The sequence below is a fragment of the Pseudomonas sp. B35(2017) genome, assembly GCF_002113645.1.
Taxonomy (GTDB): domain Bacteria; phylum Pseudomonadota; class Gammaproteobacteria; order Pseudomonadales; family Pseudomonadaceae; genus Aquipseudomonas; species Aquipseudomonas ekonensis.
This window is the reverse complement of record NZ_NEIZ01000019.1, coordinates 79,119-97,030: the sequence shown is the minus strand read 5'-3', so window position 1 is coordinate 97,030 and position 17,912 is coordinate 79,119. Positions and strand designations below refer to the sequence as shown.

Sequence of the window (17,912 nt, the reverse complement as noted above, 5' to 3'; positions counted from 1 at the left end):
TCTTTTTGAACGTGGAAGCGGAATTAACGCTTCGAGTACTGCGGACGCTTACGCGCTTTACGCAGACCGACTTTCTTACGTTCAACTTCACGGGCGTCACGAGTGACGTAACCGGCTTTGCGCAGGGCGCTGCGCAGAGACTCGTCGTAGTCCATCAGGGCGCGGGTGATGCCGTGGCGGATTGCGCCAGCTTGACCACTCACACCACCGCCGATCACGGTGACGTACACGTCGAATTTCTCGACGGTTTCGGTCAGCTCCAGCGGCTGACGAACTACCATGCGGGCAGTTTCGCGGCCGAAGAAGGTGTCCAGCGAACGGTTGTTGATGGAGATGTTACCAGTGCCCGGACGCAGGAAAACGCGTGCGGTTGCGGTCTTGCGACGGCCAGTGCCGTAGTTTTGAGTCGCCGACATAATGAACTATTCCGTTAAATCTTCAGTTCTTGGGGCTGCTGAGCAGTATGAGGGTGAGCAGCGCCCGCATAGACTTTCAGCTTACGGTACATGTCGCGACCCAGCGGGTTCTTAGGCAGCATGCCTTTTACCGCGGTCTCGATCACGCGCTCAGGGGCCTTGGCGATCAGCTTTTCAAAGTTGATCGACTTGATGCCGCCCGGGAAACCGGAGTGGGAGTAGTACATTTTGTCGCTGGTTTTGGCGCCAGTCACACGAACCTGCTCGGCGTTGATCACGACGATGTAGTCGCCGGTGTCAACGTGAGGGGTGTACTCAGGCTTGTGCTTGCCACGCAGGCGGCTCGCGATTTCGGTGGCCAGACGACCCAGGGTCTGACCAGCAGCGTCGACGACAAACCAGTCGCGCTTTACTGTTTCCGGTTTAGCAGTAAAAGTTTTCATTCTTTATAGCCTCAGGGGCCGCCCGTAAATAAGACGGCGGATCTTACTGAATAGTGCGTACTTTGACAAGTCAAAGGCAGCCGGATACAGACGCTTTCGGGGGCTCGGGTCGGCGCGTCCGTTCAACGGCAAGATTCTTCGGCGGCGGCGCATCACTTCCACTGCAGAAAGAGGTCGGCAATTATCCAGATTGCGAAAAAAAATTCAACCTGCTTTTATGGCTCCTTTGCCCAAGGAGCACCCGATGGACTATCGCCAGCTAGGCCGCACCGACCTGAACGTGAGCGCAATCTGCCTCGGCACCATGACCTGGGGCGAGCAGAACACCGAAGCCGAAGCCTTCGCCCAGATCGAACGGGCCAAGTGCGCCGGGATCAATTTCATCGACACCGCCGAGATGTACCCGGTGCCGCCCAAGGCCGACACCTACGCCACCACCGAGCGCTACATCGGCAATTACTTCAAGACGCGCGGCGACCGCGCCGATTGGATCCTGGCGAGCAAGATCGCCGGCCCCGGCAACACCATCGACTACATCCGCGACAAGAACCTGCGCCACAACCGCCGGCACATCACCGAGGCGGTGAACGCCAGCCTCGAACGCCTGCAGACCGACTACATCGACCTCTACCAGCTGCACTGGCCGGAGCGCAGCACCAACTTCTTCGGCCAGCTCGGCTACAAGCACAAGACCGAAGCCAACCTCACGCCGCTGGAAGACACCCTGGAGGCGCTCGACGAACAGGTGCGCGCCGGCAAGATCCGCCACATCGGCCTGTCCAACGAAACCCCGTGGGGCACCATGCGTTTCCTGGCCCTGGCCGAAGCCCGGGGCTGGCCGCGCGCCGTGTCGATCCAGAACCCCTACAACCTGCTCAACCGCAGCTTCGAGGTGGGCCTGGCGGAAATCGCCATCCGCGAACAGTGCGGCCTGCTGGCCTATTCGCCGCTGGCGTTCGGCTTCCTGTCGGGCAAGTACGAAGGCGGCGCACGCCCGCCGAAGGGCCGCCTGAGCCTCTACAGCCGCTTCAGCCGCTATTTCAACCCGCAATCGGAAGCGGCCTGCAGCCGCTACGTGGCCCTGGCCCGCGAGCACGGGCTGGATCCGGCGCAGATGGCCCTTGCCTTCGTCAATCAGCAGCCGTTCGTCACCAGCAACATCATCGGCGCCACGACGCTGGAGCAACTGGACAGCAACATCGCCAGCTTCGACCTGAAGCTGTCCGACGAAGTGCTGGAAGGGATCGAGGCAATCCACAAGGACCATCCGAACCCGGCGCCTTGACCGGCAGATGAACCGCCATCGCGGGCAAGCCCGCTCCCACAGGGAACTGCATTCCAATGCGGGAGCAACTGCCTTGTCCTGAACTGGCGCCATCGCCAGCAGGCTGGCTCCCACAGTGTTGCGGGCAACACCGACCACTGTGGGAGCGGGCTTGCCCGCGATGACGATCCGGCAGTCGCCTTACATTCAAAGCGAACGCGCAATGATCTCCTTCATGATTTCGTTGGTGCCGGCATAGATCCGCTGCACCCGCGCGTCCGCCCATGCCCGGGCCACCGGGTATTCCCACATGAAGCCGTAACCGCCATGCAGCTGCACGCACTCGTCGAGCACCTTGCATTGCAGATCCGTGCCCCAGTACTTGGCCATCGCCGCCGTCGGCACGTCGAGCTTGCCCTGCAGGTGCAGTTCCAGGCAGCGGTCGACGAACACCCGGCCGATCTGGATCTCGGTGGCCATCTCGGCCAGCTTGAAGCGGGTGTTCTGAAAGTCGGCGATCGACTTGCCGAACGCCTTGCGGTCACGGGTGTAGTCCAGCGTCCATTGCAGCGCCGCCTCGGCCGACGCCAGCCCGCCGATGGCCACCGTCAGGCGTTCCTGCGGCAACTCCTGCATCAGGTAGGCGAACCCGGCGCCCGCCTGCCCCAGCAGGTTTTCCTTCGGCACGCGCACGTCCTGGAAGAACAGTTCGGAGGTGTCCTGGGCCTTCATGCCGACCTTCTCCAGGCGCTTGCCCTTGTCGAAGCCCGGCGTGCCGGCCTCCACCAGAAACAGGCTGGTGCCCTTGGCCCCGGCCTTCGGGTCGGTCTTGGCGACGACGATCACCAGATCCGCGAGATAGCCGTTGGTGATGAAGGTCTTCGAGCCGTTGATCACGTACTCGTCGCCGTCCAGCACCGCGGTGGTCTTGACCCCTTGCAGGTCGGAACCCGCCCCCGGCTCGGTCATGGCGATGGCGCTGACCATTTCGCCGGAGACCAGCTTCGGCAGGTATTTCTGCTTCAGCGCCTCGCTGCCGTAATGCAGGATGTAGGGCGCGACGATGTCCGAATGCAACGAGAACCCGATGCCGGTCAGCCCCAGCCGACCGACCTCTTCGATCACCACCGCACTGTAGAGGAAGTCCGCCCCCAGCCCGCCGTACGCCTCCGGCAGGTGCGAGCACAGCATCCCCGCCTCCCCCGCCTTGTTCCACAGATTGCGGTCGATGTAGCCTTGCTTCTCCCACTGTCCATGGAACGGCACGGCCTCTTTCTGGAGGAACGTACGCACGCTGTCGCGGAACAGTTCGTGCTCGGGACTGAACAGGGTTCTGGGGATCATGCGGCACCTTTTTCTTTATTGTTGAAAGGATCGAGCCTTCAGAGACTAAGCCCCGCTCCCGATACAGGACACTGGACACATCCGACAAAAAATAAGACGATCCAGCCGTCTGATGACCACTTTCCCTTATAAAAACAAAAGTTGAATTATGTCTAAGCAAGTCTCCACGCCCTTGCGGCGCGTCAGCATCCTGGCGATCGACCGGGTTTTCGCCTCCACCCTCATGCAAGCCAAGGACTTCTTCCACCTGGCCAGCCTGCGCTACGGCAAACAACTGGGCCACGGCCTGACGCCGGCGTTCGAAACCCGCCTGGTCAGCCCCGACGGCAAACCGGTGAACAGCTTCAGCGACGTGATCATGCCGGTGGACGGCGGCCTGGAGAACACCGACGTCATCATCCTCCCGGCGTTCTGGGACGACTTCGAGACCCTGTGCAAACGCTACCCGCAGGTGCTGCCGTGGCTGCGCGAACAGCACGCCCGCGGCGCGGTGCTCTGCGGCGAGGCGACCGGGGTGTTCTGGCTGGCGGAGGCCGGTTTGCTCAACGGCAAGGAAGCGACCACCTACTGGCGTTTCTTCAACGCGTTCGCCGAGCGGTTCCCGCAGGTCTACCTCAACCAGGACAAGCACCTGACCGACGCCGACAACCTGTACTGCGCCGGCGGCACCACCTCGGCCTGCGACCTCTACATCTACCTGATCGAGCGCTTCTGCGGCGCCAACGTGGCGCAGGCCGTGGCCCGGGACATCCTCTATGAAGTGCAGCGCAGCTACTCGCCGGGCCGCATCGGCTTCGGCGGCCAGAAGCTGCACCAGGACGTGATCATCCTGCAGATCCAGCACTGGCTCGAAGAGCATTTCGCCGACAAATTCCGCTTCGAGGACGTGGCCCGCGAGCATGGCATGAGCATCCGCAACTTCATGCGCCGCTTTCAGACCGCCACCGGCGACAAGCCCCTGCATTACCTGCAGCGGCTGCGAATCGAGACCGCCAAGGGGCTGCTGTCCGGCAGCCGCAAGAGCATCAAGACCATCAGCTACGAAGTCGGCTACGACGACGCGAGTTTCTTCGCAAGGTTGTTCCGCCAGCACACCGAGCTGTCGCCGAACCAATACCGGCAGCAGTTCCAGCAGGCGGCGTAACCTGACAGGCGACCCACTCCCCTTGTGGGAGCCAGCCTGCTGGCGATAGCGATCTGTCAGTCGACTTCTTCATTGAATGCTCGGCCGCAATCGCGGGCAGGCTCGCTCCCACAAAGGCGGCAGGCAAATTTCGCGTAAAAAAAGGGCCTGCGATTGCAGGCCCTTTTCATGTTCCGGATCGCGTTACGGCTTGTGCGCCCGCGCGAGGAATTCGTGCGACTGCATCTCCAGCAGACGGCTCAGCGTGCGCTGGAACTCGAACGTCAGGCGCCCGCCGGTGTACAGGTCCTTCAGCTCCACCTCGGCGGAGATGATCAGCTTGACGTTGCGGTCGTAGAACTCGTCGACCATGTTGATGAAGCGGCGGGCGATGTCGTCGGTGGTGACGCTCATCTGCTCCACGCCGCTGAGCAGCACGGCATGGAAGATCTTGCCCAGTTCGATGTAGTCGTTCTGGCTGCGCGGGCCGTCGCACAGTTCGCGGAAGTCGAACCAGGCCACGTCGTCGCAGGTGCGCAGCGCACGGATTTCGCGGTTTTCGATGATCAGCACATCGTTTTCCACCGCGGCGGTGCATTCCGGGGTCAGCGCACGGAAGCTCTTGCGCAGGCTTTCGTGGGCGGCCTCGTCCAGCGGGTAGTGGAACAGTTCCGCCTGTTCGAGGTGGCGCAGGCGGTAGTCGACGCCGCTGTCGACGTTGACGATCTCGGTGTTCTGCTTGATCAGCGCGATGGCCGGCAGGAAGCGCGCGCGCTGCAGGCCGTCCTTGTACAGGCCGTCCGGCACGATGTTCGAGGTGGCGACCAGGGACACGCCGTTCTTGAACAGCTCTTCCATCAGGGTGCCGAGGATCATGGCGTCGGTGATGTCGGAGACGAAGAACTCATCGAAGCAGATCACCCGCGATTCGGCGGCGAAGCGCTTGGCGATGATGGTCAGCGGGTTCTTCTCGCCGCCCAGGGTCTTCATCTCTTCGTGCACGCGCTTCATGAAGCGGTGGAAGTGGGTGCGGGTCTTTTCCTTGAACGGCAGCGCCTCGAAGAAGGTGTCCACCAGGTACGTCTTGCCGCGGCCCACGCCGCCCCAGAAGTACAGCCCCTTGACCGGTGCCTGATCCTTCTTGCCGAACAGTTTGCCCAGCAGGCCCGGCTTGTTCTGCTCGGCGGCGATCAGATCGTCGTACAGCCGCTGCAGATGACGCACGGCGGTTTCCTGGGCGGCGTCATGGAAAAAGTCCGGACGTTTCAGATCAGCTTGATATCGTTCTAGGGGCGTCATAATTCGTTAGCAAGGCAACAAAAACGGGCCGACACTGTAGCGACGGCCCCGGGGAATGGCAATCGGCCCTTGGTCGGGCCGAACCGTTGTTTATTCCTGAACCGGCGTCAGCGCGATCCGCAGCGCCTCGACCGCCGCATCCCGCGCAGCGGCGTCGGCGAACGCCGGGCTGTCGCCGACGCACTCACCTTCCAGCCACACGCTGAACGCCAGGCCTTCGCTGCGCACATCCAGCGCCTGACCCGATTGCAGTTGCTTGGTCACCTGGCCCGCCGCCTTGCCGTCGGCGAAATTGCGCGACAGCAGCAGTTGCTCGCCGTCCGCTGCCAGCAGACGGAAGCGGAAGCTGCCGTCGTCCTCGCGAAAACTGACGAACCGTGCGGCTTTGGCGGCTTTCTTCTTGGTGGTCGCGGCCGCTTGCGCCTGATTGACGAACGAACGCAGGCCGACGGCCTCGCGCAGTTCGTTGAGGAACGGCGTGGCCACCGCACGGGCCTTTTTCGCGCCGTGCTGCAGGATGTCTTCCAGGTCCGCCGGACGCTCGATCAACTGGTGATAGCGCTCGCGGGACTCGCCCAACTGGCCGTCGAGCAACTGGAACAGGCGGCTCTTCGCCTCACCCCAGCCCAACCCCTGCAGCAGGTCGCTGCGGAACTCGTCGGCCTGCGCCGGGGTGGCGAACGCCTGGAACAGGGTGAACAGGTGCGAGTTGTCCGGATCCTTCGCCTCGCCCGGCGCCCGGGAGTCGGTGACGATCCGCGAGATCGCATCCTTCATGTCCTTGGCGCTGGAGAACAGCGGGATGGTGTTGTCGTAGCTCTTGGACATCTTGCGGCCGTCGAGGCCCGGCAGCGTGGCGACGCTTTCCTCGATCTGCGCCTCGGGCAGGGTGAAGAACTCCTTGCCCTGGCCGAACAGGTGGTTGAAGCGCTGGCCGATGTCACGGGCCATTTCGACGTGCTGGATCTGGTCGCGTCCGACCGGCACCTTGTGCGCGTTGAACATCAGGATGTCGGCGGCCATCAGCACCGGATAGCTGTACAGCCCCATGGTGACGCCGGCGTCCGGGTCTTCGCCGGCCTCGACGTTCTTGTCCACCGACGCCTTGTAGGCATGGGCGCGGTTGAGCAGGCCCTTGGCGGCGACGCAGGTCAGCAGCCAGGTCAGCTCGGGGATTTCCGGGATGTCGGACTGGCGATAGAACGTCACGCGGTCCACATCCAGGCCGCCGGCCAGCCAGGTCGCGGCGATCTCCAGGCGCGAACGCTGGATGCGCAGCGGGTCGTCGCACTTGATCAGGGCGTGATAGTCGGCCAGGAAGTAGAACGAATCGGCGTTCGTGTCACGGCTGGCGACGATCGCCGGGCGGATGGCGCCGGCATAGTTGCCCAGGTGCGGCGTGCCGGTGGTGGTGATGCCGGTGAGGATGCGGGTACGGTTCGTCATGGGTAATCGCTTGTCAGACTGCAATCAATTCGAGAGACGCGGCAGGATCAGATCCTTGAGATCGGTCAGCTTGCCATGAAAAAAGTGTCCGCATTCTGCCACTTTCAGCAGCTCATGGGGGCGCTGGAGTTTGCCGGACCATTCGTAGACCAGCTGCGGATCGATCACTTCGTCGGTTTCCGGCTGAATCACCGTCAGTTCGCCTTGATGCGGCAGCTGATCCTGCTCGCCCAGGCGCATCACCGCCGGCGCGACCATGAACAGGTGCTTGAGCGTCACGCCCTGGGCCTCAAGGCGCCCGCCGAGGCTGGCCGCCACGAACCCGCCGAAGGAAAAGCCGAACAGGGTCAGCGGCAGCTGCGGGTGCTTGGCCCGCAGCCAGGCGGCAGCGGCCCAGGCGTCGTCGACCTCGCCGCTGCCCATGTCGTGGCTGCCTTCGCTGGCGCCGACGCCACGGTAGTTGAAGCGCAGGGTGATCAGGCCGGCGTCGCGCGCGGTGCGCTGCAGGGTCGAGACGACCTTGTTGAGCATCGTGCCGCCCTGCACCGGGTTCGGGTGGCAGATCAGCGCGATGCCGCGCGGCTGTTCGTTGTCCAGGTACAGGGCTTCAAGTTGACCGACAGGGCCGGCAATCGCTACAGGGGTTTCACGCATCAGCAAGGAAGGAACTCCGTGACCTCGGATCGGGTCGACTCGTCTAGCAAATTGTCTGTGCCGATCTATTGCGAGTGAATCGCGGTATACAGCGCAGGTTCGAGCCGTTAACGTAAAGCAAAGCCGTTTATAGAGGAAGGACTCGTGGAACACTCGCTCTTAGTTTGGTTGTTGCCGACTCTTGCCCTGGTTGTGGGTGTAGCCATCGGTTTCCTGATCGCTCGCGTTGCGCCGAACGCCGCGCCGAGCCGCACGCAGCGTCAGCTGGATGACATCCAGGAACGTTTCGACAGTTATCAGAACGAAGTGGTGACCCACTTCAACAGCACCGCGAACCTGGTCAAGAAGCTGACCCAAAGCTACCAGGAAGTGCAGGATCACCTGGCCGAAGGCGCCAACCGCCTGGCCCTGGACGAACAGACCCGCCAACGCCTGCTGGCTTCGCTGCACGCCGAAGCGAGCCAGGCGCCACGGGAACGCCTGACCCCGCCACGGGACCAGGAGCCGCCGCGGGACTACGCGCCGAAGGCGCCGAACTCGCCGGGCATGCTCGACGAGCATTACGGCCTGAAGAAGTAAGCGGCCTCCGCTCCAAGCGAAAAGCCCCCGGACATGCGAGTGTCCGGGGGCTTTTTTGTGTCCGGCGTCTTCGGTGTCGGTCACGACCCCATCGCCGGCCACACAAAAAAATGCCCGATCACCAGGATCGGGCATTTTTCATTCGGCCGTCGGGTTACGGATACTGCTGAACCGTGCCCGGCTGCTGCTGACCACCGTACTGCTGACCCGGAATCGCCTTCAGGTTGACCTCGACCCGGCGGTTCTGCGCCCGGCCGTTGACGTCGCCGTTGCTGGCGATCGGGTTGTCCGGGCCGGCGCCCCGGGCCGACAGGTTGGCGCCGCTGACGCCTTGCGACGTCAGGTAGGTCGCCACGCTCTGCGCACGGCGCTGGGACAGGTCCATGTTGTGCTGGCGGCTGCCGGTGCTGTCGGTGTAGCCGACGATCTCGATCTGGTTCTGGTTGAACTCCTTCAGGGAGCTGGCCAGGTTGTTGAGCGGCTGATAGAAGCTGGAGGCGATGTTCGCCGAATCGGTGGCGAAGGTGATGTTGCCCGGCATGATCAGCTTGATCTGATCGCCCTGGCGCTGCACCTCGACGCCGGTGTTGGCCATGCTGGCGCGCAGTTTCTTCTCTTGCTGGTCGGCGTAGTAGCCGTAACCGGCCGCCGAGGCGCCGACCACGGCGGCGCCGATCAGGGCACCCTTGCCGCGGTTGTTGTGGTCGATCGCCGCACCGGCCAGGGCGCCGGCCAGGGCACCGAGGCCGCCGTACTTGGCGGTCTTGCTCATGCCCTGGGAGCCGCCGTCGGCCTGGCCCTGGTTGTCGTACGGGTTGGGCGAGGCGCAGCCGGACAAAACGGCCACGGCGGTGGCGACAATGATCAAACGACGGGTGGTGAACATGGAGTGCTCCTACATTTGCATTCTGTTGTGCAGCGGCCATTGGCAAAAGACCCGTGCGGGCGTTGGATCATGGCAATGGGCAAAAATTCCGCCGTGCACTCATGACAAAATGTTTAGGCGCGCACGAAGGGGTTTTCACGCATCTCGTCGCCCAGCCGGGTGTCCGGGCCATGTCCCGCCACCACGGTGGCGTCTTCGTCCAGGGTGTACAGCCGCTGCTTGATCGATCGCACGATGGTCGCCTGATCGCCGCCCCACAAGTCCGTGCGTCCCACTCCGCGACGGAACAGCGTGTCGCCGGCAATCAACAGCTTAGCCTCGGAAAACCAGAAGCTCATGGAACCTGGCGTATGCCCCGGCGTGTGCAGCGCGACGCCGCAGCCGCAGGCCAGCTCTTCGTCGTCCTCGAGCCAGCGGTCCGGCGACGGCACCGGGGTGTACGGCACGCCGAACATCTGGCATTGCATCTCCAGGTTGTCCCACAGGAACTGGTCGTCCTTGTGCAGGTGCAGGGTGGCGCCGGTCTTTTCCTTCATCTGGCCGGACGCCAGGAAGTGATCGAGATGGGCATGGGTGTGGATGATGCTGACCACCTTCAGCCCCAAGGCGTCGAGGCGCGCCATGATCCGGTCCGGATTGCCGCCGGGGTCGACGACGATGGCCTTTTTCGTGATCGGATCGCCGATGATCGTGCAGTTGCATTGCAGCGGGCCGACAGGAAAGGTTTCGCGGATGAGTTGGGGCTTGATGGCGGTCATGGGAAGTCCTGTGTGTTCGTGGGCCTGCCGGGCGCGACGCACGGTCGGCAATGGCGCTCAGGATTCTACGCCACCGGCCGATAGAGAACCTCCGGTCAGATTTTTGGCGCCATGAATAAAAAAATAGTGGCCAATTGATGCCAGTCGCCCGGTTTCTAATGCAAAATTGCACTTTGTAGCGGCCACATTTTCAGGAAGGGCCGCAGCCTACTCAGGAAATCCGCATGCCCCGCCCTACTGGTTACACCGATGCTACGTTCGCCTCGCTGACTGGCGTCAAACCCGTCGACAGTCTCATTTCCGGCTACAAATGGGAAAGCACCAAGTGGTGGTCGCCAACAGCCGTAACCAGTCTGACGTACAGTTTCATTGTGCCGGGCACTTCCGTCTTCGCCCCCAACTACAGCCCCGACAACGAGCCCAAGGCCGCCTATGCGCTGACCGACGCGCAAAAGACGGCGGTGACCGCGGCGCTGGGCGCCTGGTCCGCCGTGGCCAACATCACGTTCCAATTGACGGGCGAATCGTCGACAAGCGTGGGCGACCTGCGCTTCGGCGGCTACACGCTGCTGGACAGCGGCTCCGCAGCTTGGGCCTACACGCCGTACGAAACCCCCAACGCCGGCGACGTCTGGATCGGCCCGAACACCAATGAGCCATCGCCCGACAAAGGCACCTACGATTTCATGACGTTCGTCCATGAGATCGGCCATGCGATCGGCCTCAAGCATTCGTTCGCCCCGTCGGTTTACAACAGCATCACGCTTGATCCGCAGCTCGATGACGCGGGCTTCACGATCATGAGCTACAACAACAACTATTCCTATCTGCCGACCACCCCCATGGTGCTCGACATTCTGGCGATCCAGAGCCTGTACGGCGCCAATACCCAATGGGCGACCGGCAACAACGTCTACTCCTGGGCACCGACGCAGTCCGTGTTCGAAACCATCTGGGACGCCGGCGGCATCGACACGATCGATGCCAGCAACCAATTGGCGGCCGTCAGCATCAACCTCAACGAAGGCCAGTACAGCAAGATCGGCAAGGCCTTCACCGATCAGGCGGGCAACACCTTCAACCAAGGGCTGGCCATTGCCTTCGGCGCGAAGATCGAAAACGCCACCGGCTCGGCATTCAACGACACCCTGACCGGCAATGCCCTGGACAACACCCTCAACGGCGGCGCCGGCGCGGACATCATGGAAGGCGGCGCCGGCAACGACAGCTATGTCGTCGACAACGTCGGCGATGTGGTCATCGAGCAGGGCCCTTCGGCCAGCGACGTCGATTCGGTGTACTCCTACATCGACTACACCCTGGGCGCCAACCTGGAGAACCTCAACCTGGTCGGCGGCGCCCTCAACGCCACCGGCAACTCGCTGAACAACATCCTCCGGGGCACCGACGGCAACAACGTGCTGGACGGCGGCGCCGGCGCCGACCTGATGATCGGCGGCCTGGGCAACGACACCTACATCGTCGACAACGTCGGCGACGTGGTCAGCGAGACCAGCACCCTGGCCAGCGAGATCGACACCGTCCGCGCATCCGTAAGCTACGCCCTCAGCGCCAACGTGGAAAACCTCACCATGACCGGCGCCGGCAACATCTACGGCATCGGCAACGCGCTGAACAACGTCATCATCGGCAACGACGGCGACAACCAACTGGTCGGCGGCGCGGGCCTGGACACCCTGATCGGCGGCAAGGGCAACGACGCCTACGGCATCGACCAGGTCGGCGAGCTCGCCCTTGTCCAGGAACTGGCCAACGAAGGCATCGACCGCCTGGAGATCTCGTTCAACGCGACCGCCCAGAGCACCATCGACCTGAACCAGAGCAACCTGCAGAATTTCGAAGACGTCGCCATCATCGGCGCCGGCGACTTCTCCCTCTACGGCAACGCCCTGAGCAACACCCTGATCGGCAATGCCGGCAACAACACCCTCAACGGCGGCGCCGGCGCGGACACCCTGATCGGCGGCGCCGGCAGCGACAGCTACGTCATCGACAACGTCGGCGACGTGATCATCGAGCAGGGCCCGTCGGCCACCGACGTCGACTCGGTGTACTCCTACATCGACTACACCCTGGGCGCCAACCTCGAGAATCTCAACCTGGTCGGCAGCGCCCTCAACGCCACCGGCAACTCGCTGAACAACACCCTCAGGGGCACCGACGGCAACAACGTGCTGGACGGCGGCGCCGGCGCCGACATCATGATCGGCGGACTGGGCAACGACACCTACATCGTCGACAACGTCGGCGACGTGGTCAGCGAGACCAGCACCCTGGCCAGCGAGATCGACACCGTCCGCGCCTCCGTGAACTACACCCTCAGCGCCAACGTCGAGAACCTCACCCTGACCGGCACCGGCAACATCTACGGCATCGGCAACGAGCTGAACAACGTCATCATCGGCAACGACGGCGACAACCAGCTGGTCGGCGGCGCGGGCGTGGACACCCTGATCGGCGGCAAGGGCAACGACGCCTACGGTATCGACCAGGTCGGCGAGCTCGCCCTGGTCCAGGAACTGGCCAACGAAGGCACCGACCGCCTGGAGATCTCGTTCAACGCGAGCGCCCAGAGCACCATCGACCTGGGCCTGGCCAACCTGCAGAACGTCGAAGACGTCGCCCTCGTCGGCGCCGGCGACTTCAGCGTCTACGGCAACGCCCTGAACAACACCCTGATCGGCAACAGCGGCAACAACACCCTCAACGGCGGCGCCGGCGCGGACACCCTGATCGGCGGCGCCGGCAGCGACAGCTACGTCATCGACAATGTCGGCGACGTGATCATCGAGCAGGGCCCCTCGACCACCGACGTCGATTCGGTGTACTCCTACATCGACTACACCCTGGGCGCCAACCTGGAGAACCTCAACCTGGTCGGCGCCGCCGTCAAGGCCACCGGCAACTCGCTGAACAACGTTCTGCGGGGCAACGCCGGCAACAACGTGCTGGACGGTGGTGCAGGCGCAGACACCCTGTTCGGCGATGCCGGGGCCGACACGTTCGTGTTCCGTGCCGTCAATGAAATGGGGATCGGCGCCAACCGCGACGTGATCAGCGACTTCAGCAGCCTGCAAGGCGACAAGATCGACCTGACCCAGTTCGATGCCAACCTGCTGCAGAGCGGCATGAACGGCTTCACGTTCATCGGCGCCAACGCCTTCACCGGCGCCGGTCAGCTGCGCTTCGTCGATCACGTGCTGTCGGGCAACGTCAGCGGCAACGCCGGCGCCGATTTCGAGATCATGCTGGTCGGCGTCAACAGCTTCAGCGCCAACGATCTGGTGTCCTGATCGCCTGACGGCGGTGACTGAACGAAAAACGCCCCGACCGGTTCGGGGCGTTTTTCATTGGGGGGACTGCGCTGGACCGCTCAGGCCAGCACACCCAACGCCTTGGCCCGCGCCACGGCCTGGGTGCGCCGCTCCACGCCCAGCTTGCTGTTGATGTGGCTGGCATGGGTCTTGACCGTGTGCAGCGAAATGAACAGCTGTTCGCTGATTTCCTGGTTCGAGCAACCTTGGGCGATCAGCCGCAGCACCGCCAACTCGCGGGAACTCAACAGCTCGGCCGCCGGAGCCTCCAACGCCGCACGCGCAGGGGCCGGCGGGAACAGCTCCAGCAATTGCCGGCCCAGCGGGCTTCCGGTCAGTTGGCTGCGCAACCAGTCCGGGTGCTCGTCGAACAGTTGTCCGAACGGCTGCAGCACACCGCCGGCGGCCGCTTCGAGGGCCTGGCTCAAGGCCTTGCGCGCTTCAGGCTCCCGCCCGCCGCCCAGCAGCACGGCGACCTTCTGCGTCAACGCCATCACGCTGAGCAGCTGCCGCCCGGTTTGCTGGCCGTTTTCCAGCAACACGTTCAGCCGGCCTTCGGCGAGCATCGGCTGCCCTTGAATCACATCCAGCAAGGCCTGCTGCAATTCGACATGCAACGGCAACTGCGGATGGAACTCCGGCGGCGCCGCGGCGCGTTCGCCTGTGTAGGTCTGCCCCAGGCGCGCCAGCCAGGCCTCGGCCAGGTCGGTGCGCCCCTGCGCCAGCCACAGTTCGCATTTGACCAGGGTGATCATCGCCAGGTAATAGATCGGCGGAACGTCCCAGATGTGCATCAGCCGCTCGGCTTCGGCCAACTCGGCGAAGGCCTTGGCGAATTCGCCGCCGCTGCCCTCCAGCCGGGCGATCACACAGTGGCCGATCAGCACGCTGATGTCGCGGCAGGCCCGCGCCTCGCTCAGGCCGGCCTGCAGCCGTACCCGCGCCGCCCGGGGTTGCAGGCGCATGGCCAACAGAAAACCTTCGTACAGCGTCAGCCGGGCCCGCACGGCGTACAGGCGCTGCGTCGACAGCCCGCGCAGGCGCTCAAGCCCCTGGTGCACTTCATCGAGCGCCCGCAGGATTTCCCCCCGGGCCTGCAGCACCCGCGCCCGGTCATAGTGGGTCAGGGCCTCGAACAACGGATTGCCGACCCGCTGCGCCAGCTCCAGGGACTCGCGGTTCAGGCGCCGGGCCTGCCAGAGGTCGCCGTCGGCGATCGCCAGGTTGGACAGGGTCGAGAGGCACATCAGCCGTTGCCCGTAGCGCTTTTCAGGAAGGCTCTCCAACGCTTCGCTGCAGTATTGGCGGGTCAGCTCGCGCCGGCCGCGGCCCCGGGCGATGATCCCGCTCAACGCCAGCCATTGCGCCAGCATGGATTTCTGGGCGGTGGCCGACGGTGCCGGCAGGAAGCGGCTGAGGTGGCTGGCCAGTTCCTCGGCGGCATCGAGCTGGCAAGCCAGGCCCAAGGCCCAGCTGTACAGCACGATCAACCGCGGCGTGCTGATCAGCAGGCTGTCGGGCAGGTCCATCTTCCAGCGCAGCAGCATGCCGACGTTCTGCTCGGCCAGCAGTTGCTCCTCGGACAGGTTCTGCACCAGGTTCGCCGCCACGTCCAGGTGCCCGGCGCGCAGGGCCTGCTCCACCGCCTCGTCCAAGAGGCCCTGGGCGTTGAACCAGCGGCAGGCGCGCAGGTGCAAGGTGGCCGGCGGCACCATGGCATGGGCGGCAGGCCGGCTGCGCAACAGGTCGGAAAACAGGTGATGGTAACGGTACCAGTGGCCGTGCTCATCCAGCGGCACCAGGAACACCTGATGCGCCAGCAGGTAGCGCAGGATCTCGGCGCTGTCGTGGGCTTCGCGCACGGCATCGCACAGCTCGCTGCAGAAGCGCTCCTGCGGCGCGGTGTCGAAGAGGAAAGCCTGCACGTCCGCCGGCAGGCAGTCGATCACCTCCTCCAGCAGGTAGTCGCGGATCAGCCCTTCCCCGCCGTTCAAGGCCTGCGGCAGCGCCGCTTCGTTGCCGGCCCCGGCCGCCGCCAGCAGCCAGAAACGCAAGCCGGCGACCCACCCTTCGCTGCGCTGGATCAGGTTCTCCACCGCCTCGCCGCGCAAGGCGCTGCTGTGGCGGTCGAGCAAGGCCAGCGCCTCGTCGCGGGTCAGGCGCAGGTCCTGCTCGTTGAGTTCCAGCAGTTGCCGCGACAGGCGCAGGCGCGCCAGGTGCCAGTCCGGCCGCTGGCGGCTGGTGACCATGACCAGCAGGCCGTCTGGCAAATGGTTGAGGAAAAATTGCAGGCAACGGTCGAGCACCGGCCCCTGGGCAAGGTGGTAATCGTCGAGCACCAGCAGCAGCGGCGCCGAAGGATCGAGCTGCAGCGCCAGTTCGTCGAGCAGGCCGTCCAGCCACTCTTCGAAGGCGAACGGCTGATGACGCTGACGCATTTTCAGCAGCCCCAGCGCCCGGCTGCCCAACTGCGGGAAAAAGTCCTGCAGGCCTTCAAGCAGGCGTTCGAGGAAACGCCCCGGATCGCTGTCCCGCGGGCTCAGGCCCAGCCACAGGCTCTGCCAGTGCGCCGGCAGGCTCTGGCAGAACTCCACCGCCAGCGAACTCTTGCCGAAACCGGCCGGGGCGCTGACCAGCAACAGCCGCCCGCCGAGGCCGGCGCGCAGGCGCTCGCACAGGCGCGGGCGCAACACATGGCCGTCAGGCAGCGGCGGACGGAAGAAACGGCCGTCCAGTGCCGCGACGGCAACGCTTGCAGGACCCGGTAGCGGGGACAGATCAGTCATGGCCGGCTCTTGTTCGAATGGCTGTTGGCGGCGTGGCAGATGTCCGCAGACTAGCCGTAAACGAAGAGGGATTGAAGGCGGTTGCTACAAATGGCTACAAAAAGGCTACGGAAAAAGCCACAGGCAAAAAAAAACGCCCCGAACCGGTCGGGGCGTTTCCACGAGGATGCGGCCTCGTTTGCAGCGGTTTAGCGGATGCCGTCCTGACGCAGCGCGTTCGGCGTGAAGTCGGCGGTGGTGGCGGTGAAGCCGAAGTCATACGCCGACTTCTCTTCGTTCTTCATGCCCAGCGCCAGGTAGCGGCCGGACTGCAGGTCGTAGAGGGTCTCCAGGGTGTACCACGGCACCTGGACGTTGTAGTAGTTCTGCGAATGGGCCTCGGCCACGCGCCACAGCTGGTTGCGGCCGTCGTAGTGGTCGATCACCGCCGCCTGCCAGGTGTCTTCGTCGATGAAGAAGTCACGTTTGGCGTAGATGTGGCGCTGGCCTTCCTTCAGGGTCGCGACCACATGCCAGACGCGGCGCAGCTCGTAGCGGGCCAGGTCCTGGTTGATGTGGCCGGCCTTGATGATGTCGGCGTACTTGAGCTTCGGATCGTCGAGCTTGTAGCTGTCGGAGGCGATGTACATCTCTTTCTTGCCTTCGAGCTTCCAGTCGTAGCGGTCCGGCGCACCGTTGTACATGTCCAGGTTGTCGGAGGTGCGCAGACCGTCCGCCGCGGTGCCCGGGCCGTCATAGGACACCTGCGGCGCCCGGCGCACGCGGCGCTGGCCGGCGTTGTAGACCCACGCCGAACGTGGTTCCTTCACCTGGTCGAGGGTCTCGTGCACCAGCAGCACGCCACCGGCCAGACGCGCCGGCGCGGTCACTTTCTGCTTGAAGTAGAACAGGATGTTGCCCGGGTTGGCCGGATCGTAGTCCTTCATCTTGTCGCGGAACACGAACTGGTCCTGGAAGTACACCAGGCTGAACGAGCCGTTGGCCTGCGGCGTGGCCTGGGTCACCAGACGGGTCACGCTGCCGCCGCGGTAGCGGGTGATGTGGTTCCAGATGACTTCCACGCCGCTCTTCGGAATCGGGAACGGCACGGCGGTGTCGAAGTTCTCCAGGCCGTTGCCGCCGGACACCAGGTTGGTGCTGGTGGCGTTCTTCTTGATCGCGGCGAACACGGCGTCCGGCACGGTGGCGCCGCGGTGGGACGGGTAGACCGGCATCTTGAAGGTGTCCGGGTAGCGCTTGAACATCGCGTACTGGCCCGGCGCGAGCTTGTCCTTGTACTGCTCGACGTTCTGCGCGGTGATGGTGAACAGCGGCTTCTCGCTGGCGTACGGGTCGGACAGGAACCCCTTGCTGTCGACGGTGCCGGCGTTCTTCGGCATCGGTTTCCAGGCCGGGATCGAACCGTCGGCGTTGCCGGCCATTTCGGCGCCCATCGGGGTCAGGCTCTTGCCCAGCTTGTCCGCTTCGGCGGCGGGCACCGCCGCCATGACGCCGGTCGCCAGCAGCGACAGGCCCAGAACACCGGCGTGGAACAGACTCTTTGTTATTTTCATAAATTCGTTCGTCCTGAAGATGCAGT

13 protein-coding genes and 1 pseudogene are annotated in these 17,912 nt (G+C 64.1%); 4 read left to right on the top strand and 10 right to left on the bottom strand.

All coding sequences use genetic code 11. The features are described from left to right. Positions 1-23: 23 nt before the first annotated feature. Both rpsI and rplM read right to left on the bottom strand, forming a co-directional pair. On the bottom strand, positions 24-416 hold the full coding sequence (gene rpsI / locus CAG41_RS24250; RefSeq protein ID WP_085584816.1) for a 30S ribosomal protein S9: 393 nt from the start codon (positions 414-416) through the stop codon (positions 24-26). A 14-nt stretch (positions 417-430) separates the two neighbouring features. Further along, entirely contained in the window at positions 431-859 is a 429-nt protein-coding gene (rplM, locus tag CAG41_RS24245; RefSeq protein ID WP_013789889.1) for a 50S ribosomal protein L13, read from the bottom strand. 244 nt (positions 860-1,103) lie between these two features. On the opposite strand from rplM, the gene CAG41_RS24240 reads away from it, so the two are divergent. Further along, positions 1,104-2,144 carry an NADP(H)-dependent aldo-keto reductase gene (locus CAG41_RS24240; RefSeq protein ID WP_085707553.1) on the top strand — a complete coding sequence of 347 codons (1,041 nt, stop codon included), beginning with the start codon at positions 1,104-1,106 and terminating at the stop codon, positions 2,142-2,144. Positions 2,145-2,330: 186 nt separating this feature from the next. On the opposite strand, the gene CAG41_RS24235 is transcribed toward CAG41_RS24240, so the two are convergent. Then, complete coding sequence (locus tag CAG41_RS24235; RefSeq protein ID WP_085584812.1) at positions 2,331-3,467, bottom strand: acyl-CoA dehydrogenase family protein; 1,137 nt, start codon at positions 3,465-3,467, stop codon at positions 2,331-2,333. A gap of 247 nt (positions 3,468-3,714) precedes the next feature. Between CAG41_RS24235 and CAG41_RS24230 the strand changes: the two genes are divergently transcribed. Then, entirely contained in the window at positions 3,715-4,611 is an 897-nt protein-coding gene (locus CAG41_RS24230) for a GlxA family transcriptional regulator (RefSeq protein WP_170929945.1), read from the top strand. Positions 4,612-4,794: 183 nt separating this feature from the next. On the opposite strand, the gene zapE is transcribed toward CAG41_RS24230, so the two are convergent. From zapE to CAG41_RS24215, 3 genes are all read right to left on the bottom strand, one after another. Next, positions 4,795-5,889, bottom strand: a complete 1,095-nt coding sequence (gene zapE / locus CAG41_RS24225) for a cell division protein ZapE (protein WP_085584808.1) — start codon at positions 5,887-5,889, stop codon at positions 4,795-4,797. A 90-nt stretch (positions 5,890-5,979) separates the two neighbouring features. Continuing rightward, positions 5,980-7,335, bottom strand: coding sequence for a tryptophan--tRNA ligase (locus tag CAG41_RS24220; RefSeq protein ID WP_085584806.1), 1,356 nt, complete (start codon positions 7,333-7,335; stop codon positions 5,980-5,982). 24 nt (positions 7,336-7,359) lie between these two features. Next, positions 7,360-7,989: an alpha/beta hydrolase gene (locus CAG41_RS24215; protein ID WP_085629895.1), complete on the bottom strand. Its 630-nt coding sequence runs from the start codon at positions 7,987-7,989 to the stop codon at positions 7,360-7,362. A gap of 144 nt (positions 7,990-8,133) precedes the next feature. Between CAG41_RS24215 and CAG41_RS24210 the strand changes: the two genes are divergently transcribed. Beyond that, entirely contained in the window at positions 8,134-8,568 is a 435-nt protein-coding gene (locus CAG41_RS24210) for a YhcB family protein (RefSeq protein WP_085584803.1), read from the top strand. 154 nt (positions 8,569-8,722) lie between these two features. Here CAG41_RS24210 and CAG41_RS24205 read toward each other — a convergent pair whose 3' ends face one another. Then, positions 8,723-9,454 carry an OmpA family protein gene (locus CAG41_RS24205; RefSeq protein ID WP_085584801.1) on the bottom strand — a complete coding sequence of 244 codons (732 nt, stop codon included), beginning with the start codon at positions 9,452-9,454 and terminating at the stop codon, positions 8,723-8,725. 113 nt (positions 9,455-9,567) lie between these two features. Continuing rightward, positions 9,568-10,212 carry an MBL fold metallo-hydrolase gene (locus tag CAG41_RS24200; RefSeq protein WP_085584799.1) on the bottom strand — a complete coding sequence of 215 codons (645 nt, stop codon included), beginning with the start codon at positions 10,210-10,212 and terminating at the stop codon, positions 9,568-9,570. A gap of 224 nt (positions 10,213-10,436) precedes the next feature. Between CAG41_RS24200 and CAG41_RS29050 the strand changes: the two are divergent. Continuing rightward, positions 10,437-13,508: pseudogene (locus CAG41_RS29050) on the top strand (M10 family metallopeptidase C-terminal domain-containing protein); the annotation flags it as partial. Positions 13,509-13,606: 98 nt separating this feature from the next. On the opposite strand, the gene CAG41_RS24190 reads toward CAG41_RS29050, so the two are convergent. Together CAG41_RS24190 and CAG41_RS24185 are read right to left on the bottom strand one after the other, a co-directional pair. Then, the gene (locus tag CAG41_RS24190; RefSeq protein WP_085629396.1) at positions 13,607-16,333 is read right to left on the bottom strand and encodes a LuxR C-terminal-related transcriptional regulator; all 2,727 of its coding nucleotides are present in this window, start codon (positions 16,331-16,333) and stop codon (positions 13,607-13,609) included. 188 nt (positions 16,334-16,521) lie between these two features. Continuing rightward, positions 16,522-17,886, bottom strand: coding sequence for a DUF1329 domain-containing protein (locus CAG41_RS24185; protein ID WP_085584793.1), 1,365 nt, complete (start codon positions 17,884-17,886; stop codon positions 16,522-16,524). Positions 17,887-17,912 lie beyond the last annotated feature (26 nt).